The 22,162-nt window shown below is 36.1% G+C and carries 22 protein-coding genes; 14 read left to right on the top strand and 8 right to left on the bottom strand.

Annotated features, from left to right (window positions below):
* Nucleotides 1–9: 9 nt before the first annotated feature.
* Complete coding sequence (locus INR75_RS02330; protein ID WP_092539523.1) at nt 10–669, bottom strand: DUF4271 domain-containing protein; 660 nt, start codon at nt 667–669, stop codon at nt 10–12.
* A 102-nt stretch (nt 670–771) separates the two neighbouring features.
* On the opposite strand from INR75_RS02330, the gene INR75_RS02325 reads away from it, so the two are divergent.
* The 3 genes from INR75_RS02325 to INR75_RS02315 are packed head-to-tail and all read left to right on the top strand — an operon-like array spanning nt 772 to nt 3,388.
* On the top strand, nt 772–1,500 hold the full coding sequence (locus INR75_RS02325; RefSeq protein ID WP_223090593.1) for a polyprenol monophosphomannose synthase: 729 nt from the start codon (nt 772–774) through the stop codon (nt 1,498–1,500).
* Between the two features lie 2 nt (nt 1,501–1,502).
* Nucleotides 1,503–2,846 (top strand): dihydroorotase, encoded by a 1,344-nt coding sequence (locus INR75_RS02320; protein ID WP_223090592.1) that lies wholly within the window; start codon nt 1,503–1,505, stop codon nt 2,844–2,846.
* Nucleotides 2,846–3,388, top strand: a complete 543-nt coding sequence (locus tag INR75_RS02315; protein ID WP_223090591.1) for a DUF4296 domain-containing protein — start codon at nt 2,846–2,848, stop codon at nt 3,386–3,388. Before INR75_RS02320 ends, INR75_RS02315 begins: the two co-directional genes overlap by 1 nt.
* Here the strand turns inward: INR75_RS02315 and INR75_RS02310 are convergent.
* Nucleotides 3,385–4,422 (bottom strand): NAD-dependent epimerase/dehydratase family protein, encoded by a 1,038-nt coding sequence (locus INR75_RS02310; protein ID WP_223090590.1) that lies wholly within the window; start codon nt 4,420–4,422, stop codon nt 3,385–3,387. The two genes, INR75_RS02315 and INR75_RS02310, sit on opposite strands and share 4 nt — an antisense overlap.
* Before the next feature lie 81 nt (nt 4,423–4,503).
* Between INR75_RS02310 and tyrS the strand changes: the two genes are divergently transcribed.
* Nucleotides 4,504–5,799, top strand: coding sequence for a tyrosine--tRNA ligase (tyrS, locus tag INR75_RS02305; protein ID WP_223090589.1), 1,296 nt, complete (start codon nt 4,504–4,506; stop codon nt 5,797–5,799).
* Between the two features lie 222 nt (nt 5,800–6,021).
* Here the strand turns inward: tyrS and INR75_RS02300 are convergent, their stop codons facing one another.
* The 4 genes from INR75_RS02300 to INR75_RS02285 form a co-directional block, all read right to left on the bottom strand.
* Nucleotides 6,022–7,008 (bottom strand): acyl transferase, encoded by a 987-nt coding sequence (locus INR75_RS02300; protein WP_223090588.1) that lies wholly within the window; start codon nt 7,006–7,008, stop codon nt 6,022–6,024.
* A gap of 203 nt (nt 7,009–7,211) precedes the next feature.
* Nucleotides 7,212–7,556, bottom strand: coding sequence for a T9SS type A sorting domain-containing protein (locus INR75_RS02295; RefSeq protein WP_223090587.1), 345 nt, complete (start codon nt 7,554–7,556; stop codon nt 7,212–7,214).
* 164 nt (nt 7,557–7,720) lie between these two features.
* Nucleotides 7,721–9,706 carry a hypothetical protein gene (locus tag INR75_RS02290; protein WP_223090586.1) on the bottom strand — a complete coding sequence of 662 codons (1,986 nt, stop codon included), beginning with the start codon at nt 9,704–9,706 and terminating at the stop codon, nt 7,721–7,723.
* 52 nt (nt 9,707–9,758) lie between these two features.
* Nucleotides 9,759–12,548, bottom strand: coding sequence for a TonB-dependent receptor (locus INR75_RS02285; protein WP_223090585.1), 2,790 nt, complete (start codon nt 12,546–12,548; stop codon nt 9,759–9,761).
* Between the two features lie 173 nt (nt 12,549–12,721).
* Here INR75_RS02285 and INR75_RS02280 point away from each other — a divergent pair, with 173 nt between their 5' ends.
* Both INR75_RS02280 and INR75_RS02275 read left to right on the top strand, forming a co-directional pair.
* On the top strand, nt 12,722–13,405 hold the full coding sequence (locus INR75_RS02280) for a response regulator transcription factor (protein WP_092539513.1): 684 nt from the start codon (nt 12,722–12,724) through the stop codon (nt 13,403–13,405).
* A complete protein-coding gene (locus tag INR75_RS02275; RefSeq protein ID WP_092539512.1) occupies nt 13,405–14,490 on the top strand; it encodes a cell wall metabolism sensor histidine kinase WalK in 1,086 nt (361 codons plus the stop codon). Before INR75_RS02280 ends, INR75_RS02275 begins: the two co-directional genes overlap by 1 nt.
* Here the strand turns inward: INR75_RS02275 and INR75_RS02270 are convergent.
* A complete protein-coding gene (locus tag INR75_RS02270) occupies nt 14,422–15,480 on the bottom strand; it encodes a glycosyltransferase (protein WP_223090584.1) in 1,059 nt (352 codons plus the stop codon). The genes INR75_RS02275 and INR75_RS02270 overlap by 69 nt on opposite strands.
* 190 nt (nt 15,481–15,670) lie before the next feature.
* On the opposite strand from INR75_RS02270, the gene trmB reads away from it, so the two are divergent.
* From trmB to INR75_RS02230, 8 genes are all read left to right on the top strand, one after another.
* Entirely contained in the window at nt 15,671–16,345 is a 675-nt protein-coding gene (trmB, locus tag INR75_RS02265; RefSeq protein ID WP_092540564.1) for a tRNA (guanosine(46)-N7)-methyltransferase TrmB, read from the top strand.
* 7 nt (nt 16,346–16,352) lie between these two features.
* On the top strand, nt 16,353–16,976 hold the full coding sequence (locus INR75_RS02260; RefSeq protein WP_092539510.1) for a LysE family translocator: 624 nt from the start codon (nt 16,353–16,355) through the stop codon (nt 16,974–16,976).
* Complete coding sequence (locus INR75_RS02255) at nt 16,973–17,314, top strand: MGMT family protein (RefSeq protein WP_092539509.1); 342 nt, start codon at nt 16,973–16,975, stop codon at nt 17,312–17,314. Before INR75_RS02260 ends, INR75_RS02255 begins: the two co-directional genes overlap by 4 nt.
* 199 nt (nt 17,315–17,513) lie before the next feature.
* Entirely contained in the window at nt 17,514–18,656 is a 1,143-nt protein-coding gene (locus tag INR75_RS02250) for an Mrp/NBP35 family ATP-binding protein (protein ID WP_223090583.1), read from the top strand.
* Nucleotides 18,657–18,899: a NifU family protein gene (locus INR75_RS02245; RefSeq protein WP_084842358.1), complete on the top strand. Its 243-nt coding sequence runs from the start codon at nt 18,657–18,659 to the stop codon at nt 18,897–18,899. It abuts the gene before it with no gap.
* A 45-nt stretch (nt 18,900–18,944) separates the two neighbouring features.
* The gene (locus tag INR75_RS02240; protein ID WP_223090582.1) at nt 18,945–20,006 is read left to right on the top strand and encodes an NAD(P)/FAD-dependent oxidoreductase; all 1,062 of its coding nucleotides are present in this window, start codon (nt 18,945–18,947) and stop codon (nt 20,004–20,006) included.
* 33 nt (nt 20,007–20,039) lie between these two features.
* Complete coding sequence (locus INR75_RS02235; protein WP_223090581.1) at nt 20,040–20,375, top strand: 2Fe-2S iron-sulfur cluster-binding protein; 336 nt, start codon at nt 20,040–20,042, stop codon at nt 20,373–20,375.
* A gap of 88 nt (nt 20,376–20,463) precedes the next feature.
* Nucleotides 20,464–21,168: a hypothetical protein gene (locus tag INR75_RS02230; RefSeq protein WP_223090580.1), complete on the top strand. Its 705-nt coding sequence runs from the start codon at nt 20,464–20,466 to the stop codon at nt 21,166–21,168.
* On the opposite strand, the gene INR75_RS02225 is transcribed toward INR75_RS02230, so the two are convergent.
* Nucleotides 21,160–21,939, bottom strand: a complete 780-nt coding sequence (locus INR75_RS02225) for a DUF3050 domain-containing protein (protein ID WP_223090579.1) — start codon at nt 21,937–21,939, stop codon at nt 21,160–21,162. The two genes, INR75_RS02230 and INR75_RS02225, sit on opposite strands and share 9 nt — an antisense overlap.
* Between the last annotated feature and the right edge of the window lie 223 nt (nt 21,940–22,162).

Below are 22,162 nucleotides of genomic sequence, written 5' to 3'. Positions count from 1 at the left end.
TCTGATCGTTTAATACACTGTAATAAGCTTATATAAAATAAAGTACGGTGCAATTTCAAGAGCGCAAAGGTACAAAATAAAATAAAACCAGTGACCGCTTATCAACTTTTGATACTGTTTAAAGATGTTAAATATGCCTGTTAAATTGGCGAAAAGTATAAAGCCAACCATCCCATATACCCACATATCACTAATATTAAAGGTATAAATCAATAGAAGTGTTAGCGGAAAAACCAGCAGTGAAATGAAGTTGCGATAACTTAATTTTTGGAATAGATAGATGTCAATGACCTTATCGATATTGAAGATATTAGAGATTATTTTTTCGACCCCAAATTTTAAAAGGATAAAACACACGTATGCGGTTAATATTCTAATGTAGATCAAAATGTAATCTGCAGGAGCCGGATTTGTATAGTATTTATAAAGCCAGAATATTAGAACAGAAATAGAAAGAGCGTTAACGCTAAAAAGTAATATGTTAAATCCATGAAAAGCGTTGTTCTCTTTTCCTCTAAACAACATAAATTTGTTTGAGGTAAGTATAGATAGAAACTCGTTAAAGCGATTCGTATACAGGTTTCTAACTATTACAATTAGTATAAAGCATATTATAAATATGATCGTAATCCAGTCTAAAGGTTCGGTATAACGTTCTATGGCCTGCACACTTATTTTTTTCGCAAATTTAAAGTAATGTGATAAAAACTAAGCTTAAAAACAAAAGAAAGCGTTGTTTAAAATCCCTACATTTGTGCAAAATTTGCTAAAATGGTTCATGGGCTAATTATTATACCCACTTTTAATGAAATAGAGAATATAGAGCGACTGATTAGGAATATTTTTTCACAGCAGCGCAAATTTCATATTTTAGTGGTAGATGATAATTCGCCAGATGGCACGGCAACAAGGGTGAGAACGCTCCAGGCCGAGTTTCATGATCAGCTTTTTCTTGAAGAACGCAAGGAAAAAACAGGTTTAGGAACCGCATACATACATGGATTTAAGTGGGCTTTACAACGGGAATATGATTATGTTTTCGAAATGGATGCCGATTTTTCCCATAATCCCAACGATCTAATACGATTATATAATGCTTGTAAACGAGAAGAGGCAGATGTTGCTATAGGCTCTAGATATGTAACAGGTGTGAATGTAATCAACTGGCCAATGAATCGTGTTCTAATGTCGTGGTTGGCCTCAAAGTATGTGCAATTTATAACAGGAATGGATATCCACGATACAACGGCTGGTTATGTATGTTATAAAAGAGAAGTGTTAGAACGTATAAAACTTGATAAAATACAGTTTGTAGGTTATGCGTTTCAAATAGAGATGAAGTTTAAATCGCATCTTTTAGGGTTTAAGATAACCGAAGTGCCTGTTATTTTTACCGATAGAACCAGAGGAACTTCAAAAATGAGCGGATCAATAATTTATGAAGCTGTTTTTGGAGTAATTAAGATGAAAGTAAAAAGTCTGTTTAACAGAATAAAATAGTGATGAAGAAAGTCCTGATTAAAAACGCCAAGATCGTAAATGAAGGTAAAATTACTGAAGGTGATGTTTTTATTGAAGATGGAATTATAAGAGAGATTGCCGAAACTATTAGTGCAAAATCTCCAGATGTTCAGATTTTTGATGCTGAAGGAAGCCATTTATTACCGGGTGTAATAGATGATCAAGTGCATTTTAGAGAGCCAGGCTTAACGCATAAAGAAGATATCGAGCGAGGAAGTAAAGCGGCAGTTGCCGGCGGTATAACTTCGTTTATCGAGATGCCTAACACGATCCCTCAAACTACCACAATAGAAGAGTTAGATAAGAAATTCGCCACTGCGGCAGAAAAATCTTATGCTAACTACTCTTTTATGTTTGGTGGAACCAACGATAACCTGGAAGAAGTATTAAAAGTAGATCCTAAAAAAACGGCTGCATTAAAGTTATTTTTAGGCTCTTCAACCGGGAACATGCTGGTAGACGATCAAAACGTATTAGAAGAGATCTTTTCTAAATCACCTTTGTTGATCGCGGTGCATTGTGAGGACGAAACTACTATTCAAAATAATCTTAAAGAATGTGTAGAGCGTTATGGTGATGATATTCCAATAGAGCTTCATCCAAAAATAAGAAGTGAAGAAGCTTGTTATAAATCTTCTTCAAGTGCTGTAAAATTAGCGAAGAAAACTGGTGCAAGATTGCATGTTTTTCATGTATCTACGGCAAAAGAATTAGAACTTTTCAGTAATAAAAAGTCATTAAAAGATAAAAAGATTACTGCCGAAGTTTGTATTCACCATCTTTGGTTTAATGATACCGATTATCAGAAAAAAGGAACGTTTATAAAGTGGAATCCTGCGGTTAAAACTGAAAAAGATCAGGAAGCTCTTATGAAAGCTTTAAATGATGATCGTTTAGATGTTGTAGCAACAGATCATGCACCACATACCAAGCAGGAGAAACAAAATCCATATACAAAAGCGCCAAGTGGAGGCCCATTAGTGCAACATGCATTACCGGCCATGTTACAGTTCTACCATCAGGAAAAAATCTCTTTAGAGAAGATCGTAGAAAAGATGTGTCATAATCCTGCAATATTGTTCGATATTAAAGATCGAGGATATATTCGTGAGGGCTATAAAGCAGATCTAGTACTTGTAGATCTAAACGCACCATGGCAGGTGAAATCAGATAACATCCTATATAAATGTGGATGGTCTCCTTTCGAAGGTGTGACCTTTAAATCCAGGATTACACATACGTTTGTAAATGGTCATTTGGTGTATAAAAACTTTAAACACCAGCCATTTACCAATGTGGCACAGCAATTAGAGTTCGACAGATAATGAAATTGTTTAAATACAGCATTATTTTTATAGTTTTTATTGGGCTTGCCTGCCAGGATGTAGATCATATGAGCAAGCCTAAAAATCTTATTCCAGAAGATAAGATGGTAAATGTACTTACCGAAATGGCTTTGGTCAACGCGGCCAGAAACTATAACAAAGTGATGTTGGAGCAAACCGGTATTAAGCCAGACCAGTATATCTATGATAAGTTTGGCATCGATAGCACACAATTTGAAAAAAGTAATGCTTATTATACCGAAAATTATGATGATTACGAGCGAGTTTTTGATAAGGTTAAAGACTCGCTTCAATCATTAAAAACTTACATAGACGAAGTAGTAGCGGAAGAAAAGCGCGTCGAAGATTCTATTAAAAAGGCAAAAAGAGAGAAAAATCGCCCGGAATTTAAAAAGCAAGTCGATTCTACTGAAGTTGATAGTACAGTTATAGATTCTATTTCTATTGAAGGTGAAAAAATCCTGGATAGTTTAAAGCAAAATGAGCAGCGAGCAATGGAATCTCTTCAAAGTGAGAATTAGATCTTAGTGGTTTCTTTTTTATCTTGATCTTGCACAAAATAATTCCCTGTATCCTTAATTACTTCTTTTATAGGAGTAAACTTGAAATGCAATTTATCTTTAAGCTTTGAGTTGTCGTAAGTCGATTTCTGGAAAATTCCGTTAATGTCACTCTTTGTAATGCTACGATCATAGCCAAAAAATGAGGCGAATTTTTGTACAAACCAACCAATAGAGATCATCCATTTCTTTAAAGGTTTTTGAGGTTTTGGTTTGTTTATACTTTCCGCAGTAAAATCTAATACTTGCTTAAAGCTTAGATTTTCAGCAACCAGAATAAAGCCTTCATTATAAATTTCAGAAGACATAAGCTGTAGCATCGCTTTTACAACATCTTTTACGCCAACAAAGCCAGTTCCTTTTGGAAAATGATAGTTTAATCCTTTGTGGATACGAGTAAATAGCTGTCCGCTTCCTTTATTCCAAAAACCAGGGCCGATGATCACTCCGGGATTTACAATAATTACTTTTACACCTTCCTGTGAGGCGCGCCAAACTTCAATTTCAGCACCATATTTAGAGATGGCATAATCGCTATTATTTGCTTCAGGATTCCAATTGGTCGTTTCAGTAGTTGGTTCAGATTTTATGATTGGTTTACCTAAACTTGCAATGCTGCTTACATAGCAAAGTTTCTCGATCTTATTGTCGATACATAGATTTACAATATTAGCGGTTCCTTCAATATTAATTTTTCGAAGCGCTTTTTCCTCTTTTGGATTAAAAGAAACCAAAGCGGCACAGTGGTAAACCTGGGTAATATCTTTAAAGGCTTCGGTGAGTTGTGGGACATCGGTAATTTCAGCAATTACCCATTCGATTCGTTTAAAAAGACGTTCGGCTTCATCCTTAGGATGATAATACGAGAAAACCTCTAGTGTTTTATGTAGATCACTTTCTGGTCGATAGATCGCTTTAATCTTATTTCTTTGTTCTGCCAGTTTTAAAAGCAAATGAGCGCCTACTAAACCGGTACCACCTGTAACTAAAATCATGTGGTAAATATAGCTAAAGCACTTAGGAAAAATAAGAGTAAATGGTATCTTTACAGCTGTTTTAAGAACAAATTGTTAATTATGAACAAAAATTTTGTTGAAGAGCTTACCTGGCGTGGGATGATTCACGATGTGATGCCGGGAACAGAGGAACATTTAAACGAAGAAATGCGAGCTGCGTATGTTGGGATCGATCCCACGGCAGATTCTTTACATATTGGTCACCTGGTGGGAGTAATGATGCTTCGCCATTTTCAGTTAGCAGGTCACAAGCCTTATGCATTGGTAGGTGGTGCAACGGGAATGATTGGCGATCCTTCTGGGAAATCTGCAGAGCGTAATCTGTTAGATGAAGCTACTTTAAGACATAACGAAAACTCTATAAAAGAGCAGCTTTCAAGATTTTTGAATTTTGAAGGAGCTGAAGAAAATACTGCCGTTCTTGTAAATAATTACGACTGGATGAAAGAGTTTTCCTTCCTTGGTTTTATTCGTGATGTAGGGAAACACATTAGTGTAAACTATATGATGGCTAAAGATTCAGTTAAAAAGCGTTTATCTTCAGATGCTTCAGAAGGAATGTCTTTTACTGAATTTACTTACCAGTTAGTACAGGGTTATGACTTTCTTCATTTGTTTAGAGAGCATAAATGTACGTTGCAAATGGGAGGTAGTGACCAGTGGGGAAATATTACTACCGGAACCGAGATGATTCGTAGAATTGGTGATGGTAAAGGTTACGCACTTACCTGCCCACTAATAACGAAAGCAGACGGAACAAAATTTGGTAAGACCGAAGGTGGAAATATTTGGTTAGATGCTAATAGAACTTCACCTTATAAATTCTACCAGTACTGGTTAAATACCAGTGATGCTGATGCCGAAAAATATATCAAAATCTTTACATTTTTAAGTAAAGAAGAGATTACAGCGCTTATTGCAAAGCATCAGGAAGCACCTCATTTAAGAGAGTTACAAAGAGTATTGGCGAAAGAGGTGACGGTAATGGTACACTCTGAAGATGATTATAATAATGCAGTAAAAGCTTCTGAAGTTTTATTCGGAAAAAGTACTGCTGATGATTTAAAATCTTTAAATGAAGCTACATTTTTAGATGTTTTTGAAGGTGTGCCGCAAGCTGAGGTTTCCAGAGCAGATTTTGAAGCCGGGTTAGATATGATTGGTGCTTTAGCAGCTAAAACCGACTTTTTAAAATCTAATGGTGAGGCCAGAAGAGCCTTAAAGGAAAATTCGGTTTCTGTAAATAAAGAAAAAGTAAAAGAAGATTACACCATTACGGTTAATGATCTAATTAACGATAAGTATGTGATCTTAAACAAAGGGAAAAAGAATACTTATATATTAGTAGTTGCTTAAGTCCTACATTCAAATTTAGATTGCCACAGTTATATATTAAAAATCCCCTCCTGATCGCTCAAGAGGGGATTCAACTAACTAACCAATCTAATATGAAAAAATTTCACTTAGCCACAGAATAAACTTTTGACTTCTTCTATTCTGCGGAAAATTAGTCGGTTAATTTACAGATTACTTACAGCTTTTGGTTAAAAATAACACTCGTTTAAAGAATGACTGAAATTATAGCACCATAAGGTTACAACCGCGAATATCGCTGTTGTCGAATCTTCCTAGAATTTCTATAGAATCGTCTTTATTAATCTTGCCAAGATCCTGAGTGGCAATAAATGAACAGGAGTTAATATTGGCCAGGTCGATCACATTGATTCCGCCAGTTTTTCCTTTTTTTACTGAAGAAAAAGCGTCTTCAGGATCTCTAATTAGGATCTTCATCCAGGGCGGGCAATCAAATACACCATTTCCTTTAGAGTAAGCCTGAGAGAGCAGTTCGGTCATTCCATATTCACTATGAATTTCTGAAACTCCGAAGCCCTTAGAAAGAATGCTATGTAGCTCTTCTCTTATCATTTCTTTACGGCGACCTTTCATCCCGCCGGTTTCCATGATTATGGTATTTTTTAGCTGAAATTGGTGATTTTCAATAAGGTCTAAAAGCGCGAAGGAAACACCGATCAAGAGTACCTTTTTTCCGCTTTTATCGAGTTTTAATAAGGTTTCTTTCAGTTCATCAAGATTGTTTAAATAGAAGCCACTTTCTTTTTGATCACTTTTTTGAATAAGATGCTCTACCATGTAGATCAAAGAAGAACCTTCGCGTTCTAAATAGGATGGAAGTAGTGCTAAAATGCATAGGTCTTTAGCTGGGCCATAAAATTGCTCAAAAGCTTTGTTGAAACTATCCTCGTAAATGCCCAAATTGGTTACAAAATGCTTGCTTGTAGTGCTTCCGGTGGTTCCACTACTGGTAAAAGTGATTTCGGCAGGCTTATCCTCTTTATCTTCAGCAATAATCTGATGAGTCTTAAAAAATTCGATTGGTAGAAATGGAATATCGCCGAACTGAGATACATTTTCTGGAGTTTTCTTCAGTAGTTGGCAAAAGCGATGATAAACTTTATTATGCTGAAATTGATATTGAAAGATTTCGAGACTAATTTTTAGAAAATCAGCTTCAGATCGAATATCAAAAATTTTGCTTTGCTGCATTGTCTGCAATGTTTACTCTATAATCGAGATTGTACGCTTCTAGGTTTAGCTCGAAGCAAAATAATTTTCTAAAAAACACCTTATGGTTTTGCAAAAGGTATTTTGCGCAAAGTTAAAAAGAATAAAATCTTCAGAAATAATTAATGAGAATAATACCGAATATCGTCTTTATAAGGATCGACGTGGGCCGAAGCCTCTCCTCTTCATTTAACGACAAGCTTACGAGTAGCGATTTCGTTTTGCTCTTTGATTTTTACGATGTAAATACCGGCAACAAGTGAAGAAATATCGAGTTCTTTGCCACGAAGTTTTGTTTTCTTGATGGCTTTACCAAGAACATTGTAAATTTCTATCTCTTTTTCGAGATTTTTGGTACTAGTAATGTAGATTTTATCTCCAGAAACTGGATTTGGATAAAGACTAAGACCTTCTATAGTTTCAGTAGTTGTTTTCTTTGCAACACGCGAATCAGCATCCTGAGCAGTTGCAGGCGCAGCTACCAGTAAAAATAATCCCAAAATAAGACTGTAGAGATAATTTAGTTTCATGCTTTCTTAGTCGGTTATTGCAAACTTACAATAAAAAATCAAAAATCATACCCAAAATTTGCTTAATTCGATAAAATGTATTTGGGTTATTTTTAACAATTTAGCAAAAAAAAGGCTGCACGTGGCAGCCTTTTAAAGTCTTGTAAATTATGGGATTGAAAAAATTACATTACCCAGTCAAAGATTGCAACATCCACAGTAGCTTCTGTGTCGTATGAAGCATCTACATCTGCAATTTCTCCTTCGATAGTGATATCTGCAGCAGTAAGTACTCTACCTGTTTCTGTAAGATCTATAATAGTTTCGTATCCGCTTAGAGATAAGCCTTCGATTACTGCGCCAGATTGTTTTTTAAACTGTAAAGCAATACCACCAGTTGTAGAAACAGCAGTGAAATTAGTTATCGTTGGCATACTGTTAGGCCCATCTGCCTCGATAGCAGTAGAAAAGTTTTCGATGGTGTGAGAAACATAAACGTTCTCTACGCCACCGTCCCAGCCTTCCGTCCAGTCTACGGCGTCATCTTCGTTATTTTCTAAGTAAAGATTAGTGGCGAATACAGATCCACCGAAGAACTCAACACCATCGTCAGCTCCATTAAGGATAGCGACATTATCGATCGTAGTTTCAGATCCAACAGTGTAAAGTGAAAGTCCGTTGTATTGTGATTCAGAGTTTATAGAGGCACCAGCGTCAGATAAAATTAAGTAAGAAATAGAACCAGAATTATCTGTAGGCTCATCACCACCGTAAACGATTCCGCCAACTTCAGCGGTAAGATCAACACCATCTGTAGAAACTGCGTTACCGGCGATTACAAGTCCACCCCAGCTACCAGCACTGCCAGATGTAGAGTTCATAATAACTGGATCGTCAGCAGTTCCCTGAATATCGATCATAGCGTCTCTTTGTACTACGATATAAACACTTGTTCCATCTGTATCTTCATCTGTTCTTGCAGTTATATGAGTTCCTGCAGGAATAGTTAAAGTTGCTCCGTTTTCTACAGAAACAACCCCGTTGATTACATACATTGTAGAAGCATTTAAAGACAAATCATTATCAATAGTTCCTGGAAGTACGGCAACATCTGCACGGTTTCCTACCCAATCAAACATTGCTGCATCTACAGTAGCTTCAGTATTATAGTCTAAAGAAGCGTCTGCATCTTCACCTTCAATTTGAATTCCTGAAAGATCAGTTCTTCCTGATTCAGTAATATCTACAGTAGTATCGTAACCACTTAAAGATAATCCAGTAATTGTAGCACCAGAAAGCGCTTTAAATTGTAAGGCGATACCACCTGTTGTAGAAACAGCAGTGAAGTTAGTAATTGTTGGGTTATTGTTTTGACCATCAGCCTCGATAGCAGTAGAGAAATTCTCGATAGTATGAAGTACATACACATTCTCAACGCCACCGTCCCAACCTTCAGTCCAGTCTACAGCATCGTCTTCGTTATTTTCTAAGTAAAGATTAGTCGCACTAACAGATCCTCCAAAAAATTCTACACCATCATCAGCTCCATTGTTAATGGCAACGTTGTTAATTGTGGTTGCCGAACCTACAGCATAAAGTGAAAGACCATTAAATTGCGATTCAGAGTTAATTTGAGCACCAGCATCTTCAATCACTAAGTAATTAATAGAACCTGAGTTATCTTCAGCATTGCTACCACCGTAAACAATACCACCAACTTCTGCAACAGAGTTTGGCCCTTCTGTAGTAACAGCGTTACCAGCGATTATAAGGCCACCCCAGCTACCAGAGTTACCGCTAGCAGCACTCATTACAACAGGAGCAGAAGATGTTCCTTGGATATCGATCATAGCTCCTTGCTGAACAACGATATAAACGTTAGTTGACGAATCATCATCATCATCAGTGTCTGCTACGATTTGAGTTCCTGCTGGTATGGTAAGAGTCGCTCCAGCCTCAACAGAAATTACTCCGCTTAATTGGTAAGTTTCAGTTGCATCTAAAGTAAGGTTTTCTTCGATAGTTCCTTGCCAGTTGGATGGATCAAGCTCTTCAGGATTTTCTCCTCCATCATCATCTGATGGAAAGTCGTCGTCACTGCTACAGCTTGCAAGTCCTAAAGCGAACATTGCAAACAATACTAAATACAAGTTTTTAGTTTTGCTTTTCATAAGTGTTAAATTGATTTTTAATTTGAGTTTTAGTTAATTTTTATATCATTTATTAAAATGAATATCCTACACCAAGGCTTAAGACTGCCCCACGGGAGTACGATCTTACTGTTTGATCGGCTTCGATTCCTGTGGTGCTAGGGCGTACGGCCTGATATCTTTCGATCTCTGGGTTTAATAAATTTTGACCTCTGAACTGAATTGACCAATTTTCTCCAAAGTTTTTACTTATGATCGCGTCTAAGGTCACAAAACCTTTTTCTACGATCTCATCGTTATAGAAAACATCTGTTTGTGTTTGAACTTCGGGAGCTCCTAAGGCGTATATTTTATCCGACTGATAGTTTGCTACAATCGATCCTCTAAATGCTCTATCTGAATTTTCTGTTGAAAAGTTTAATGAACCATTAAATATCCAATCTGAAGCACCTTGTAATCCAACTTCAGTTTTGTTGTTATACTGGAAAGTTCTTATATAAGTTCCATCTTCATAAACATCTTTTAGGTCTTGATTATGCCACATTCTTGAAGCATTGAAACCAATCCCGAAGTCCAGAGCATTTTCATCTTCAGCATCGATAATATCGATTCTGGTCTCTAATTCTATTCCGTAGATATTAGCTTCTTCCCCAGCGTTGAAATAACTAAATACTCCCGCAGCACCTCTATCCTGAACTTTATTGATTGGATCTTCGATCTTTTTGTAGAATCCAGTTAAAGAAACTAACTGCCCGTTACTTGGAAAGAATTCATATTTTAAATCTAAGTTATAGTTGGTGGAAGCATCCAAGTTAGGATTACCCCGAGTTACTTGTCCTGTTTGTGAAACGTATTCGAAAGGAGCAATTTCTTTAAATTCCGGCAATGTGATAGTTTTACTTGCAGCTAATCTAATATTCGAGTTTTCGCTTGGTGAAAACTTCACATTTAAACTTGGATAAATATTATCGTATTCTTTTATCGAATATTGAGGTCTTGTGGAAGGATAGTTGTTAACCCTAAACCTTACATCAAGCTCATCTCTTTGGAATCTTGCACCAAGGTTAACATTCCATTTTCCTTTGCCGTAGTTAAAAGTGGAGAAACCACCATAAGAAGTTAAATTTGCTCTATATCGATCTGTAGGTAATGTTGTCCCGTCTATAGTGCCATTGTCAAAATTTTCTGAAGTGAAAACATTCGAAAAATCGTCGATAGATATAGGATTTACTGCGTTTAGTACATCTTCTTCTACACCATAGAATTTGGATTTAAAATCTCTTTCCTTATTTCTATAATTACCACCAAACTGTAAAAATACATTTTGGTCAAGGCTGTCGTTTTTAGCGATTGTGATTTGATCTTCAAGAAATGCATTAAATTCCTGATCTTCGATTTTTTGTGCAGATTTACGTTGCTGGAAACCACCAGTTCTTCCTAACTGTACAAAATCTTCACCATCATAATTTACTTCGTTACGAATACGATTTGGCTCATCTGCATTTACAAGATTTACTCCAACACCCCAATCTAATTCGTTGTTTTCGAAAAAGCGATGTTTACCATGTAATTGATTAATTAAGATTCTTGTTTGTTTGATGTTTTGATCACGAACAAACTGATTTAGATTCTCAGCAGGAGAGGTTTCTTCAAAAATAACTCCTCTACCATTACGTCCACTTTCGTAAACCTGGTCGGTAAGCTTATTAATAAATAAACTGGTAGCTTTTACTTCGTGATCGTCATTGATCTCGTAAGTAGCATCTAAAAGTGCTGTAGTGTTATCTGTCTTTTCAAAATTCTCTACATCAGAGAAGTAATCGTAAAGCTGATTACTTCTGTATTCTCTAAATATACCTTCTCTATGCTCAAATTTTGAAGACACAGAACCTGTAAATAATAATTTGAATTTATCGCCAAATTTTTTACCGGCGGTAAGAGCAATTCTCCTGTTTAAAGGAAGCTCTGCAGTTTGGGTGTTCCATGATTGGTATTCTAAAGCCTGTTCAGTAGGGATACTCTGGTCGTAAAAACCTAAAGTTGCATCACTTTGGTTTGGTGATACTTTAAATGAGTCGAACTGTCCTACAGCATTTGTGTTTACACCAACTCTAATCCCAGCATTAAGTTCTTCGCTACCTCTTAAAGTTCGTGTAGTTATATCTACATTTCCAGAAGCCTGGTCTGCAGATGTATTTGCAGAATAAGTTTTGCTAATGGCAAGGCTACTTAGCACTCGAGTAGAGAATAAGCCAAGATCGATATTCTTTCTCTCTACATCATCAGATGGAATTGGTAGTCCATTTAATGTCGAGTATAGATAACGATCTCCAAGACCTCGAACAAAAATATCCCCAGAAGCTTCACTGCTAGTTACACCAGAGATCTTAGTTGTTGCAGTCCCTGCATCAGAAACTCCTAATTTAGCTAATTCCTGAGCTCCGATACTTTCCTTAATATCTATAGCCCCTTTTTGCTCTAGCAATAAAGCAACTTCACTGTCTCTTCTGGAAACTGTTGTAATAATAACTTCATCTAAAGAAGCTGCGCTGGCTCCTAAATCAGTATTGATTTCGGTAACTTTACCAGCAACTACCTGTACATTTGGTATTTCTAAAGTTTCGTACCCAATAAAACTAAATACCACGGTGTATGTTCCCGGTTCTAATTTGTCTAGAACATAAAGACCATCATAATCTGATGTTGTTCCTTTTGAAGTTCCTTTAATTGTTACGTTGGCAAATGGTAATGCTTCACCATTCATTTCGCGATCTGTAAGTTTCCCCGCGATAGAGCCTGTTGTTTCTTGTGCATTTACTATAGTAGTAAGTAAAAATGCAATTAGTACTAAAAATTTGTTCATCCCTTTGTTTGATTCTTGAGTGCAAATTAAAGGGCGATATGTAAAGCTTGTGTTAACGACAAATTAACGCTTTGTCATTTTAGTGTTATGTAAAGGTTACTAAATAAATGCTTAAATTGTAGGTTGAAATTAATAATTACATTTACCGCGTATTTGTTAAAATCTATACTGAAATGAAGAAAAAAGACATCCGCATCCTTCTAGTAGATGACGAGCCAGATATCTTAGAGATCGTTGGGTACAACCTGTCTGCAGAAGGTTATCAAGTAATCACAGCCGATAATGGCGCAGATGCGGTAAAAGTAGCTAAAAAGAAAAATCCGCATTTAATTATTCTTGATGTAATGATGCCAGGAATGGATGGGATAGAGGCTTGTGAACAAATGCGTAAAATACCAGACTTAGACGAAACCATTATCACCTTTCTAACTGCTCGTGGCGAAGACTATTCTCAAATGGCAGGTTTTGATGCCGGTGCAGACGATTATATTACAAAACCTATAAAACCAAAAGTTTTAATTAGTAAAGTAAAAGCTTTATTAAGAAGGTTTAGAGATGAAGAAACAGCCTCTAATATTGTAAAAGTAGGAGAGATTGTTATCAATAGAGACGAATACAAAGTAGTAAAGAATAAAGAGGAGATGATTTTGCCTCGTAAAGAATTTGAACTACTTTCACTATTAGCTTCAAAACCAGGAAAAGTCTTTAAAAGAGAAGATATTCTGGATAAAGTTTGGGGTAACGAAGTTGTTGTTGGAGGACGTACCATAGATGTGCATATTCGTAAATTAAGAGAAAAAATTGGAGACGACAGCTTTAAAACCGTAAAAGGAGTTGGTTATAAGTTTGTAGTTTAATGGCGAAAAAATTTAAGAAGTCCTACACATTTGCAATAAAGACCTCTTTATATCTTACCTTATTTTTAAGCGGTCTATGGACTGCTTTTTCTTATTTTTCAGGGAACTTTCATTGGTGGGCGCTATTGGGTTTTGCCGTGGTTTGTTATACTTTTTCCTTTTTTACAACGCAGTATCGTGTAGAGAATTTTATTTACAAAAGGATTAAGAAGATATACGACGATGTATCTTTATTAGATTCTTCAACGCTTAGTCCCAATCAGGTAACCACAGATATGGCAACACTTACCAAAGAGGTAGAAAAGTTTGCTGAGAATAAAAAGCTGGAGATTGAAACCCTTAAAGTTAGAGAGAATTACCGTAAAGAATTTATGGGAAATGTCTCTCACGAGTTAAAAACACCACTTTTTACAGTTCAGGGGTATATTCTTACTTTACTGGATGGAGCGATGAAAGACAAAACTGTGCGTAAAAAGTATCTACAGCGCGCCAGTAAAGGAGTAGAAAGACTTATTTATATCGTAAAAGATCTCGATATGATCACCAAATTAGAAACAGGTGATCTACATCTTTATATTGAAGATTTTGATATCGTGGAACTAATCCAAAATTCTTTTGATCTGCTGGAAATGAAGGCAGCGAAAAAGAATATCACCTTAACCTTCGATATGGAATACCAGGAAGCAATCTGGGTAAGAGCCGATCAGGAAAGGATTCAGCAGGTAATTACCAATTTGGTTGTGAACTCCATTAAATACGGTAAAGAAGGTGGAACAACCGAAATAAGTATCGAAAATCTTATCAAAAATAAAGTCATTGTTAGGGTTACCGATAATGGTGAAGGAATCGCTAAAGATAATATTCCACGTTTATTCGAACGTTTTTATCGCGTAGATAAAAGTGGATCGCGTAAAGAAGGCGGCTCTGGTTTAGGTTTGTCTATCGTTAAACATATAATTGAAGCACATACCGAAAAGATTTATGTAGAAAGTGTTTTTGGAGTAGGAAGTGAATTTTCATTCACGCTCGAAAAGAGCAAAGAGATCCCGGAAAGAGTGCTCGAACCTGAAATTGCTGAAGCCTGAGAATTCATCTAAATTCTTCAATTTTTCTAAAGAAAATTCTTCCTGTGTACAAAATGGAGCAATGCCGAGTTTCTCGCAACGCTCGGCAAGATATTCTTGTTCAAATTGCCCGGGAGTGGGTATAAAAAATGCTTTCGCTTCAATTTTACTAAGATCCATAATCGTGGTATAGCCAGAGCGTGCAATTACATAGTTGCAACTATTCATGGCTTGCTGTAAAACCGCACCATAAAGATGGTTTCTAATGTTAATATTGGAGTTTTTCAGGCTAATTTCTTCCGAAGAAAAAACACCTCTAATAAATAGAATCTTAGATTCAGTACTCTTAAAAACCTGTAGTAATTTAAGCTCTAAAAATGTGCGTTGAGGTTCTGGACCAGATAAAATGATCAGGTAATCATAGACTTTTGGCCAGGAACGCTTCTCAATTCGGCTTAAAGGTCCAATATATTTTATTGCTGAAGTCGTTTCCTTTAAATGACCAAGTATGCCGCTTAGGTTTTTGCTTCCCGGTAGATCAGGAACCCAACATTCGTTAAATTTCTGAATAAATTTTTGCTGAATTTTACTGCTGAAGTAAGTTGTGTTTCCTGAAAGTACATTTAATTGATGCGTGATAAAAACGCTTTTTATCTTTTTGTTTCTTACGCCCCAACGATTATCTGAAATGATACCCGAAATTTGATAATCCTGGATAATTTTTTTGGTGATTTTCTTTTCGGTTTTAATGACGCCCAATATTCTGGGGCTGTCAAAAAGTAATTTCCATTTAAGATTCGAAGGATCTTCAGTGTATTTAATATTATAGGAAGGAAGTTCAATACAAATAATATGTGGGAATTCTTTTTTCAGCAATCGCAAAGCATCACCATCTGATGCTAAAATAGGCTCATAGTCGTTTTTTAGAAGAGCTTTAATGATAGGGATACATCGAGTCGCATGACCCAAACCCCAATTTAAAACCGCAACCAAAATTCGCTTTTTTTGCATTTTACAAATATAGATTTGTTGAAAATTGAAACGCTTTTTAGGTATTAAAAAAACATCACGAAAGTTTTAAATATCAATTTCAGGATTCTAAAAGCTTGTCTTTGAAGCCTGAAATTATACATTTGTAGTCCCAACTTTGCTAAAAACCGAAATAATATTATATAAATTTGCTGAAAATCAAATTTCGTCTGTGGGAAGTAAGAATAAATTAAAACGTTTTAAAGAAAACGAGACATTTTCAAATGTCATTCAGCCAACTAGAGAAGAGCTTACAGGAGCTCAATTTCAGTATAAAGGAAAATGGAATACCAAATTTTTTAAGAACGATCAACCAATAGTTTTAGAATTGGGTTGTGGTAAAGGCGAGTATAGCGTTGGTCTTGCGCAGGCATTTCCAGAAAAGAATTTTATAGGAATCGACATAAAAGGAGCGCGGTTTTGGCGAGGAGCGAAAACAGCGGTTGAAGAAGAAATGGATAATGTTGGTTTTCTAAGAACACAGATCGAACTTATCGATTATGCTTTCGCTGAAAATGAAGTAAGTGAAATTTGGATCACTTTCCCAGATCCTCAGATAAAATATAAAAGAACCAAACATCGTTTAACGAATACCGAATTTTTACAGAAGTATAAAAAGATATTGAAGCAAGATGGTGTTGTAAATCTAAAAACCGATAGTGAATTTATGCATGGTTATACTTTAGGTTTATTGCATGGCGAGGGTCACGAAGTGCTTTATGCTAATCACCACGTGTATAAAAACGAAGGTGCGCCGAAAGAAGTAACTGGGATACAAACTTTCTACGAAAAGCAGTATCTTGAAAAAGGAAAACCAATTACGTATATTAAATTCAGAATAAAATAACAGGTTTTTGGAAGAAGCAAAAATTTTTCTAATCGTTTATTTTGCGGCACTTTTTGGAGTTTTGCCGCCAGGCTTAGTGAACATGACCGTTGCTAAAACCTGTATTGAACGTGGTAAGAAAAATGGAATGTTGGTGGCGATAGGGGCTTCTGTCGTGATCTTGCTTCAGGCTTTTATTGCGGTTTTACTGGCCAAATACATTTTTGATCATCCATTTGTGCAGCGCGTAATGTTAAGAGCGGCTTTGGTGATATTCAGTATTTTAGGAGTGTATTTTTTTATTCAGGCGAAAAAGAAAAAAGGGATTCCTTCTCATTCCAAGAAAAAACATAATAGCAGTTTGTACAAAGGGATGCTAATCGCAGCATTAAATATTTTTCCTATTCCCTATTTTTGTGCGATTGCCGGTGGATTTAATGTAGGTGTTGGCGTTAGTTATAATTGGTTTAAAATTATTGCTTTTGCCAGTGCTGCCGCTTTAGGTAGTTTTACCAGCCTTTATCTTTACGTGCTTTCCTTTATTAAAATTGAAAAGAAAGCAGAGAAATTCGCTAAATATTCCAATTATTTTATGGCTGGCTTAATGGCCATTCTCGTCGTGATCACCATAATTAGGATTTATAATTCATGAGTGCAGTAGATAAATCTGGTTTTTTTGAAAGAGTTTATGATGTCGCTGCGCAAATTCCTGAAGGTCGTGTAACTTCCTATGGAGCTATTGCAAAATATCTTGGAGCGGCTAAAAGTGCGCGCATGGTCGGTTGGGCGATGAGTGCTTCTAAACACAGAGATGATGTTCCTGCGCACCGAGTAGTAAATCGAAACGGAATTCTTACCGGTAAAAGTCATTTTGGAGGTTCTAATGCCATGCAGCAATTATTGGAAGCTGAAGGTGTAGCGGTAAAAGAGCTAAAAATCCTTAATTTTGAGTCGATATTTTGGGATCCCATGATCGAGTTGGATGCTTAGTTTTAAGAAAAATCTTTCTGTAAGGTTTTAGAATTTTGGTATACTAAATTCATAGCATTTTCAATTCAGAAAAACTGAATTACTTGTGTTTATGATATAATAGATCAATTCTTTATAAATGCTTCGTGTTCTTAGCATTTCAAAGTATATTTGCGTTTAGAATCGATCTAATTAGAAGATATTCTGATTAAAAATTTTTATGAAATTAGATAGGAAAGAAATAATCAAAGCATTAGAAACTATTAGTGTTGCCGGTGAAGGCAAAAACATGGTAGAAGGTGGTGCTTTGCAAAACGTTATGACCTTTGGTGATGAGGTTGTTGTAGATTTAGTATTAAGCTCGCCAGCACTTCACATAAAAAAGAGAGCTGAAGTAGATGTGATGAAAGCAATTCATGAGCACGTTTATGAAAAAGCTAAAATAAAAGTAAATATAAAGGTGGAAGCACCGGCAGCCGAGAAAAAAGCTCCAGAAATTAAGGGAAAACCAATTCCTGGGATTAAAAATGTAATAGCGGTTGCATCAGGAAAAGGTGGTGTAGGAAAGTCTACCGTTACTGCGAATTTAGCAGTTACCTTATCCAAAATGGGCTTTAAAGTAGGTGTTTTAGATGCAGATATTTACGGGCCTTCTGTCCCAATTATGTTTGATGTGGCTGCAGAACGACCATTATCTGTAAATGTCGATGGGAAATCTAAAATGAAACCTGTAGAAAATTACGGAGTAAAAATTCTTTCTATCGGATTTTTCACCAAACCAAACCAGGCGGTGATCTGGAGAGGACCAATGGCTGCGAAAGCATTAAACCAAATGATCTTTGATGCAGCCTGGGGAGAACTAGATTTTCTTTTAGTAGATCTACCACCTGGAACAGGAGATATTCATCTTTCTATCATGCAGTCTTTGCCAATTACAGGATCAGTTGTGGTAAGTACACCGCAAAACGTTGCCTTGGCAGATGCTAAAAAAGGTGTAGCAATGTTCCAGCAGGAAAGCATAAACGTACCAGTACTGGGTATTGTTGAAAATATGGCGTACTTTACCCCACAAGAGTTGCCGAATAATAAATATTATATTTTTGGAGAGCAGGGAGCTAAGAACCTGTCTGAAGATTTACAAGTGCCATTTTTAGGAGAAATTCCTTTGGTGCAAAGTCTTAGAGAATCTGGTGATATTGGTCGTCCTGCAGCGCTTCAGGAAGAAACTCCTTTAGAGGAATCTTTCAAAGAGATCACTAGAAATATGGTACAGGAAACGGTAAACAGAAACAAAAGCTTACCTCCAACCGAGGCGATTAAGATCACCACGATGGCTGGATGTAGTGCGGTTAAAACTAAGTAAATGACAAGCGAAGAAGTAAAACTTAATGTAGAAAAGGCATTAGCCGAAATTCGTCCTTTTTTAGAAAGTGATGGGGGCGATATCTCTTTGGTTGCGATTGAAGACGACCGTTTGGTAAAAGTACAATTAGAAGGTGCTTGTGTGGGTTGCTCTGTAAATCAAATGACGTTAAAGTCTGGGGTAGAGATGACGATAAAAAAGTATGTTCCGCAGATAGAAGAAGTAATTAATATTCAGAAGTAAATAATCTCAATCGATTAGAAAAATCTTCAAATTATTACAAATAGCATGATTAAAACAGATATGATAATTGTTGGTGCAGGACCAACAGGACTTTTTACTGTTTTTGAGGCAGGATTACTAAAATTGAAATGTCACCTTATCGATGCTTTGCCGCAACCTGGTGGGCAATGTTCAGAAATATATCCTAAAAAACCGATTTATGATATTCCTGGATTTCCAGAGGTTCTTGCAGGAGATCTTGTGACTAATCTTATGGAACAAATCAAATCCTTTGAACCAGGATTTACCTTAGGAGAGCGCGCTGAGACTATCGATAAGCAAGAGGATGGAAGTTTTATAGTAACCACTAATAAAGGTACTAAGCATCATGCACCGGTTGTTGTAATTGCTGGAGGTTTGGGAAGTTTTGAGCCAAGAAAGCCGCCAATTCCAACAATTACAGATTTTGAAGATAAGGGTGTTGCTTACATGATAAAGGAGCCAGAAGTTTATCGCGATAAGAAAGTGGTTATTGCTGGCGGTGGAGATTCTGCATTAGATTGGGCTATCTATCTGGCCGATGTTGCTTCAGAAGTTTCTTTGGTGCACCGTAGAAAAGAGTTTAGAGGCGCTTTAGATTCCGTAGAAAAAGTAGAAGAGCTATCTAAAATCGGTAAAATCAAGCTAATTACTAATGCAGAGGTCGTTGATCTTAAGGGAGAAGATGATCTTGAGGCTGTAGTGATTAGACATAAGGATACCGCACTTGGAGAAGAGATAAAAGAAACCGATTACTTTATTCCACTTTTTGGTTTATCGCCAAAACTTGGGCCAATTGGTGATTGGGGACTAGAAATAGAAAAAAATGCAATAAAAGTTGATAATACATACGATTATCAAACTAATATTCCAGGCGTTTATGCAATTGGAGATGTAAATACATATCCTGGTAAACTTAAGTTGATTCTTTGTGGATTCCACGAAGCAGCAATTATGTGCCAAAGTGCCTATCAACGTATTTTTCCAGATAAAAAGTACGTAATGAAATATACCACCGTTAGTGGTGTTAATGGTTTCGACGGAAGTAGAAAAGAAGCCAAGAAAGAAGTAGTTAAGAGTATAAATTAATAGTAGAAGCATCAAGCTTCAAAATATTGAAACATGTCTGATATAAAAATTACCATCATCGACAGAGAAGGTGAAGCACATACTGTAGATGCTCCTACAGATATGAATATGAATTTAATGGAAGTAGTTCGTTCTTACGAATTGGCTCCAGAAGGTACCATTGGTATTTGTGGCGGTATGGCCATGTGTGCCTCTTGCCAGTGTTATACGCTTAATTTAGAGCATATGTTACCAGAGCAAAGTTTTGAGGAAGAAGATATGTTAGATCAGGCATTTTTTGTTGAAGATAATAGTCGTTTAAGTTGCCAGATTCCTATAACTGAAGATCTGGATGGGTTGGAGGTAAAATTAGCTCCAGAGTCAACTTAAGATTTCGACTTATATTAAAACAGAAAATACCCGATTTCGGGTATTTTTTTTGTTTAAAAGTAATTCTATTTTTAAACAAACTTAGAATATGAAAGCTCTCTCTAAAACTTCAAAATTAGTTTGTTTTATTTCTGTCCTTTTTTTTGGTCTTAATGTCTCTGCTCAATCGATAGGAGATTTTGATGAAAAAGTAAGACCACTAAGAATCGGTGTGAAAATAGGATTTCCAAATATAGCAGGGGGGAATGTTGAATATGTTACTCCTCTTTTTAATAATCGCTTAGCAGCCAATGTTGAATACTCTAATATTAATTTTGGCTTTTTATCTGAATTTTTAAGTGATGATGTCGAAGAGGATAACGATAGCCAGGATCCAGATGTGAAATTCAGCTATTTTGAAGGTGGATTAAATTACTATCTTTTTAAGCCAGGTAAAGGACTTTATATTGGTGCGAGCTATAGTAGTTTTAATTTCGATGCTACCATTTATGATTATCAGCCAGAAATGTATGGCGATGTTCAATCATACGAAGGGACGGCGAATATAGATTTTAAACACGATTCCTTTAATCTTAAACTAGGGGCTAAATTAGGAGGTCTATTTTATTTTAGACCTGAAATTGGTTACGCTTTTAGTTCTTATCCAGAATATTTAGAATACGAGTTTACTTATGAAGGCGAAACCAGAACAGAGTCAGAAAGTTTTGATGAGCTTTTTGCTGCAGACGAATCTCCGCAAAAGTTATTATTCGATGGACTAATCTTTAATATTGGATTCGGATTTTCATTTTAGGATTTTTTCCTGTTGAATTTCTTTTTCGATACCATCCCATAGTTCGATTCGGGCATCGAGTGCTTGTTTTGCAATTTCCTCTACCTCATCCCATTTGGTTCTGTCATTTCCGCAAAGATGTTCGATCATTTCAAAAGCCATTGGGCCGTGCTCATCGTCATCGAGTTCTATGTGGCGATCAAAATAATATTTGAATAGTTTTAAATCTTCTTCAGGAAAGTTCTTCTGAATTTTACTAATGATAGAAGTGAACATTCCCGGAATTAAGCCTTCTCTTCCAAAAGTGAAAGCTGAAGCAATTTTATGTGGTTTCCCTTCAGAAATAGTTTCAAAAGTAAATTTTACGAACTGCTTAATGCTCCATGGAAGATCACTAGCCGCAATGATTAGGTAAATATCGGTACCGTGAATCACCTGGTCTAGAAATTTATTGATTTTGGTCGTATTTGCACCTGCTTTTTCCATCGCATCAATATACATTTCATAATGACTTTGGTGTTTTCCGTAGAAATTAACATCGGTTTCTTCAGCAAGAACGATCTCGTTGATCAAATATCTAGTTTCAGGATTTCCAACAGGAAACCAGGGATTAGTAGTTTTGGTAAGATTTTGTTGCAAAGCTTTAAGTAAAGACATAAAGTCCCATACCGCAAAAACATGATGTTCCATAAAGATCTGTAATTCTTTAGGTGAAGTGATCTTTGAGTATAGCGAGTGGTTTAGTAAAGTTTCTACCTGAGGTTTTAAAACTTTATTGATGTCTTTAATCATAGCTTCAATTAAATTTGCAGCAAAAATAGTAGCTAGCCTAGGGATTTTAAAATAATAACAGTCTTTTTAAATAATGTTGGGAACAAAATTCGGGATTTCTGGCTAAATTGAAAGGTATTATGATTAGATTTACTCATTTTCATATCATTATTTTTTATTCTGAAAAGTCTAAAGATTTTCTCAGGGTAGAGGGTGTGGTTCCTAAAAAAGATGTGAAGCTTAA

Source organism: Zunongwangia sp. SCSIO 43204 (genome assembly GCF_019904275.1).
GTDB lineage: Bacteria > Bacteroidota > Bacteroidia > Flavobacteriales > Flavobacteriaceae > Zunongwangia > Zunongwangia mangrovi.
This window is presented reverse-complemented; position numbering and strand designations above follow the sequence as displayed.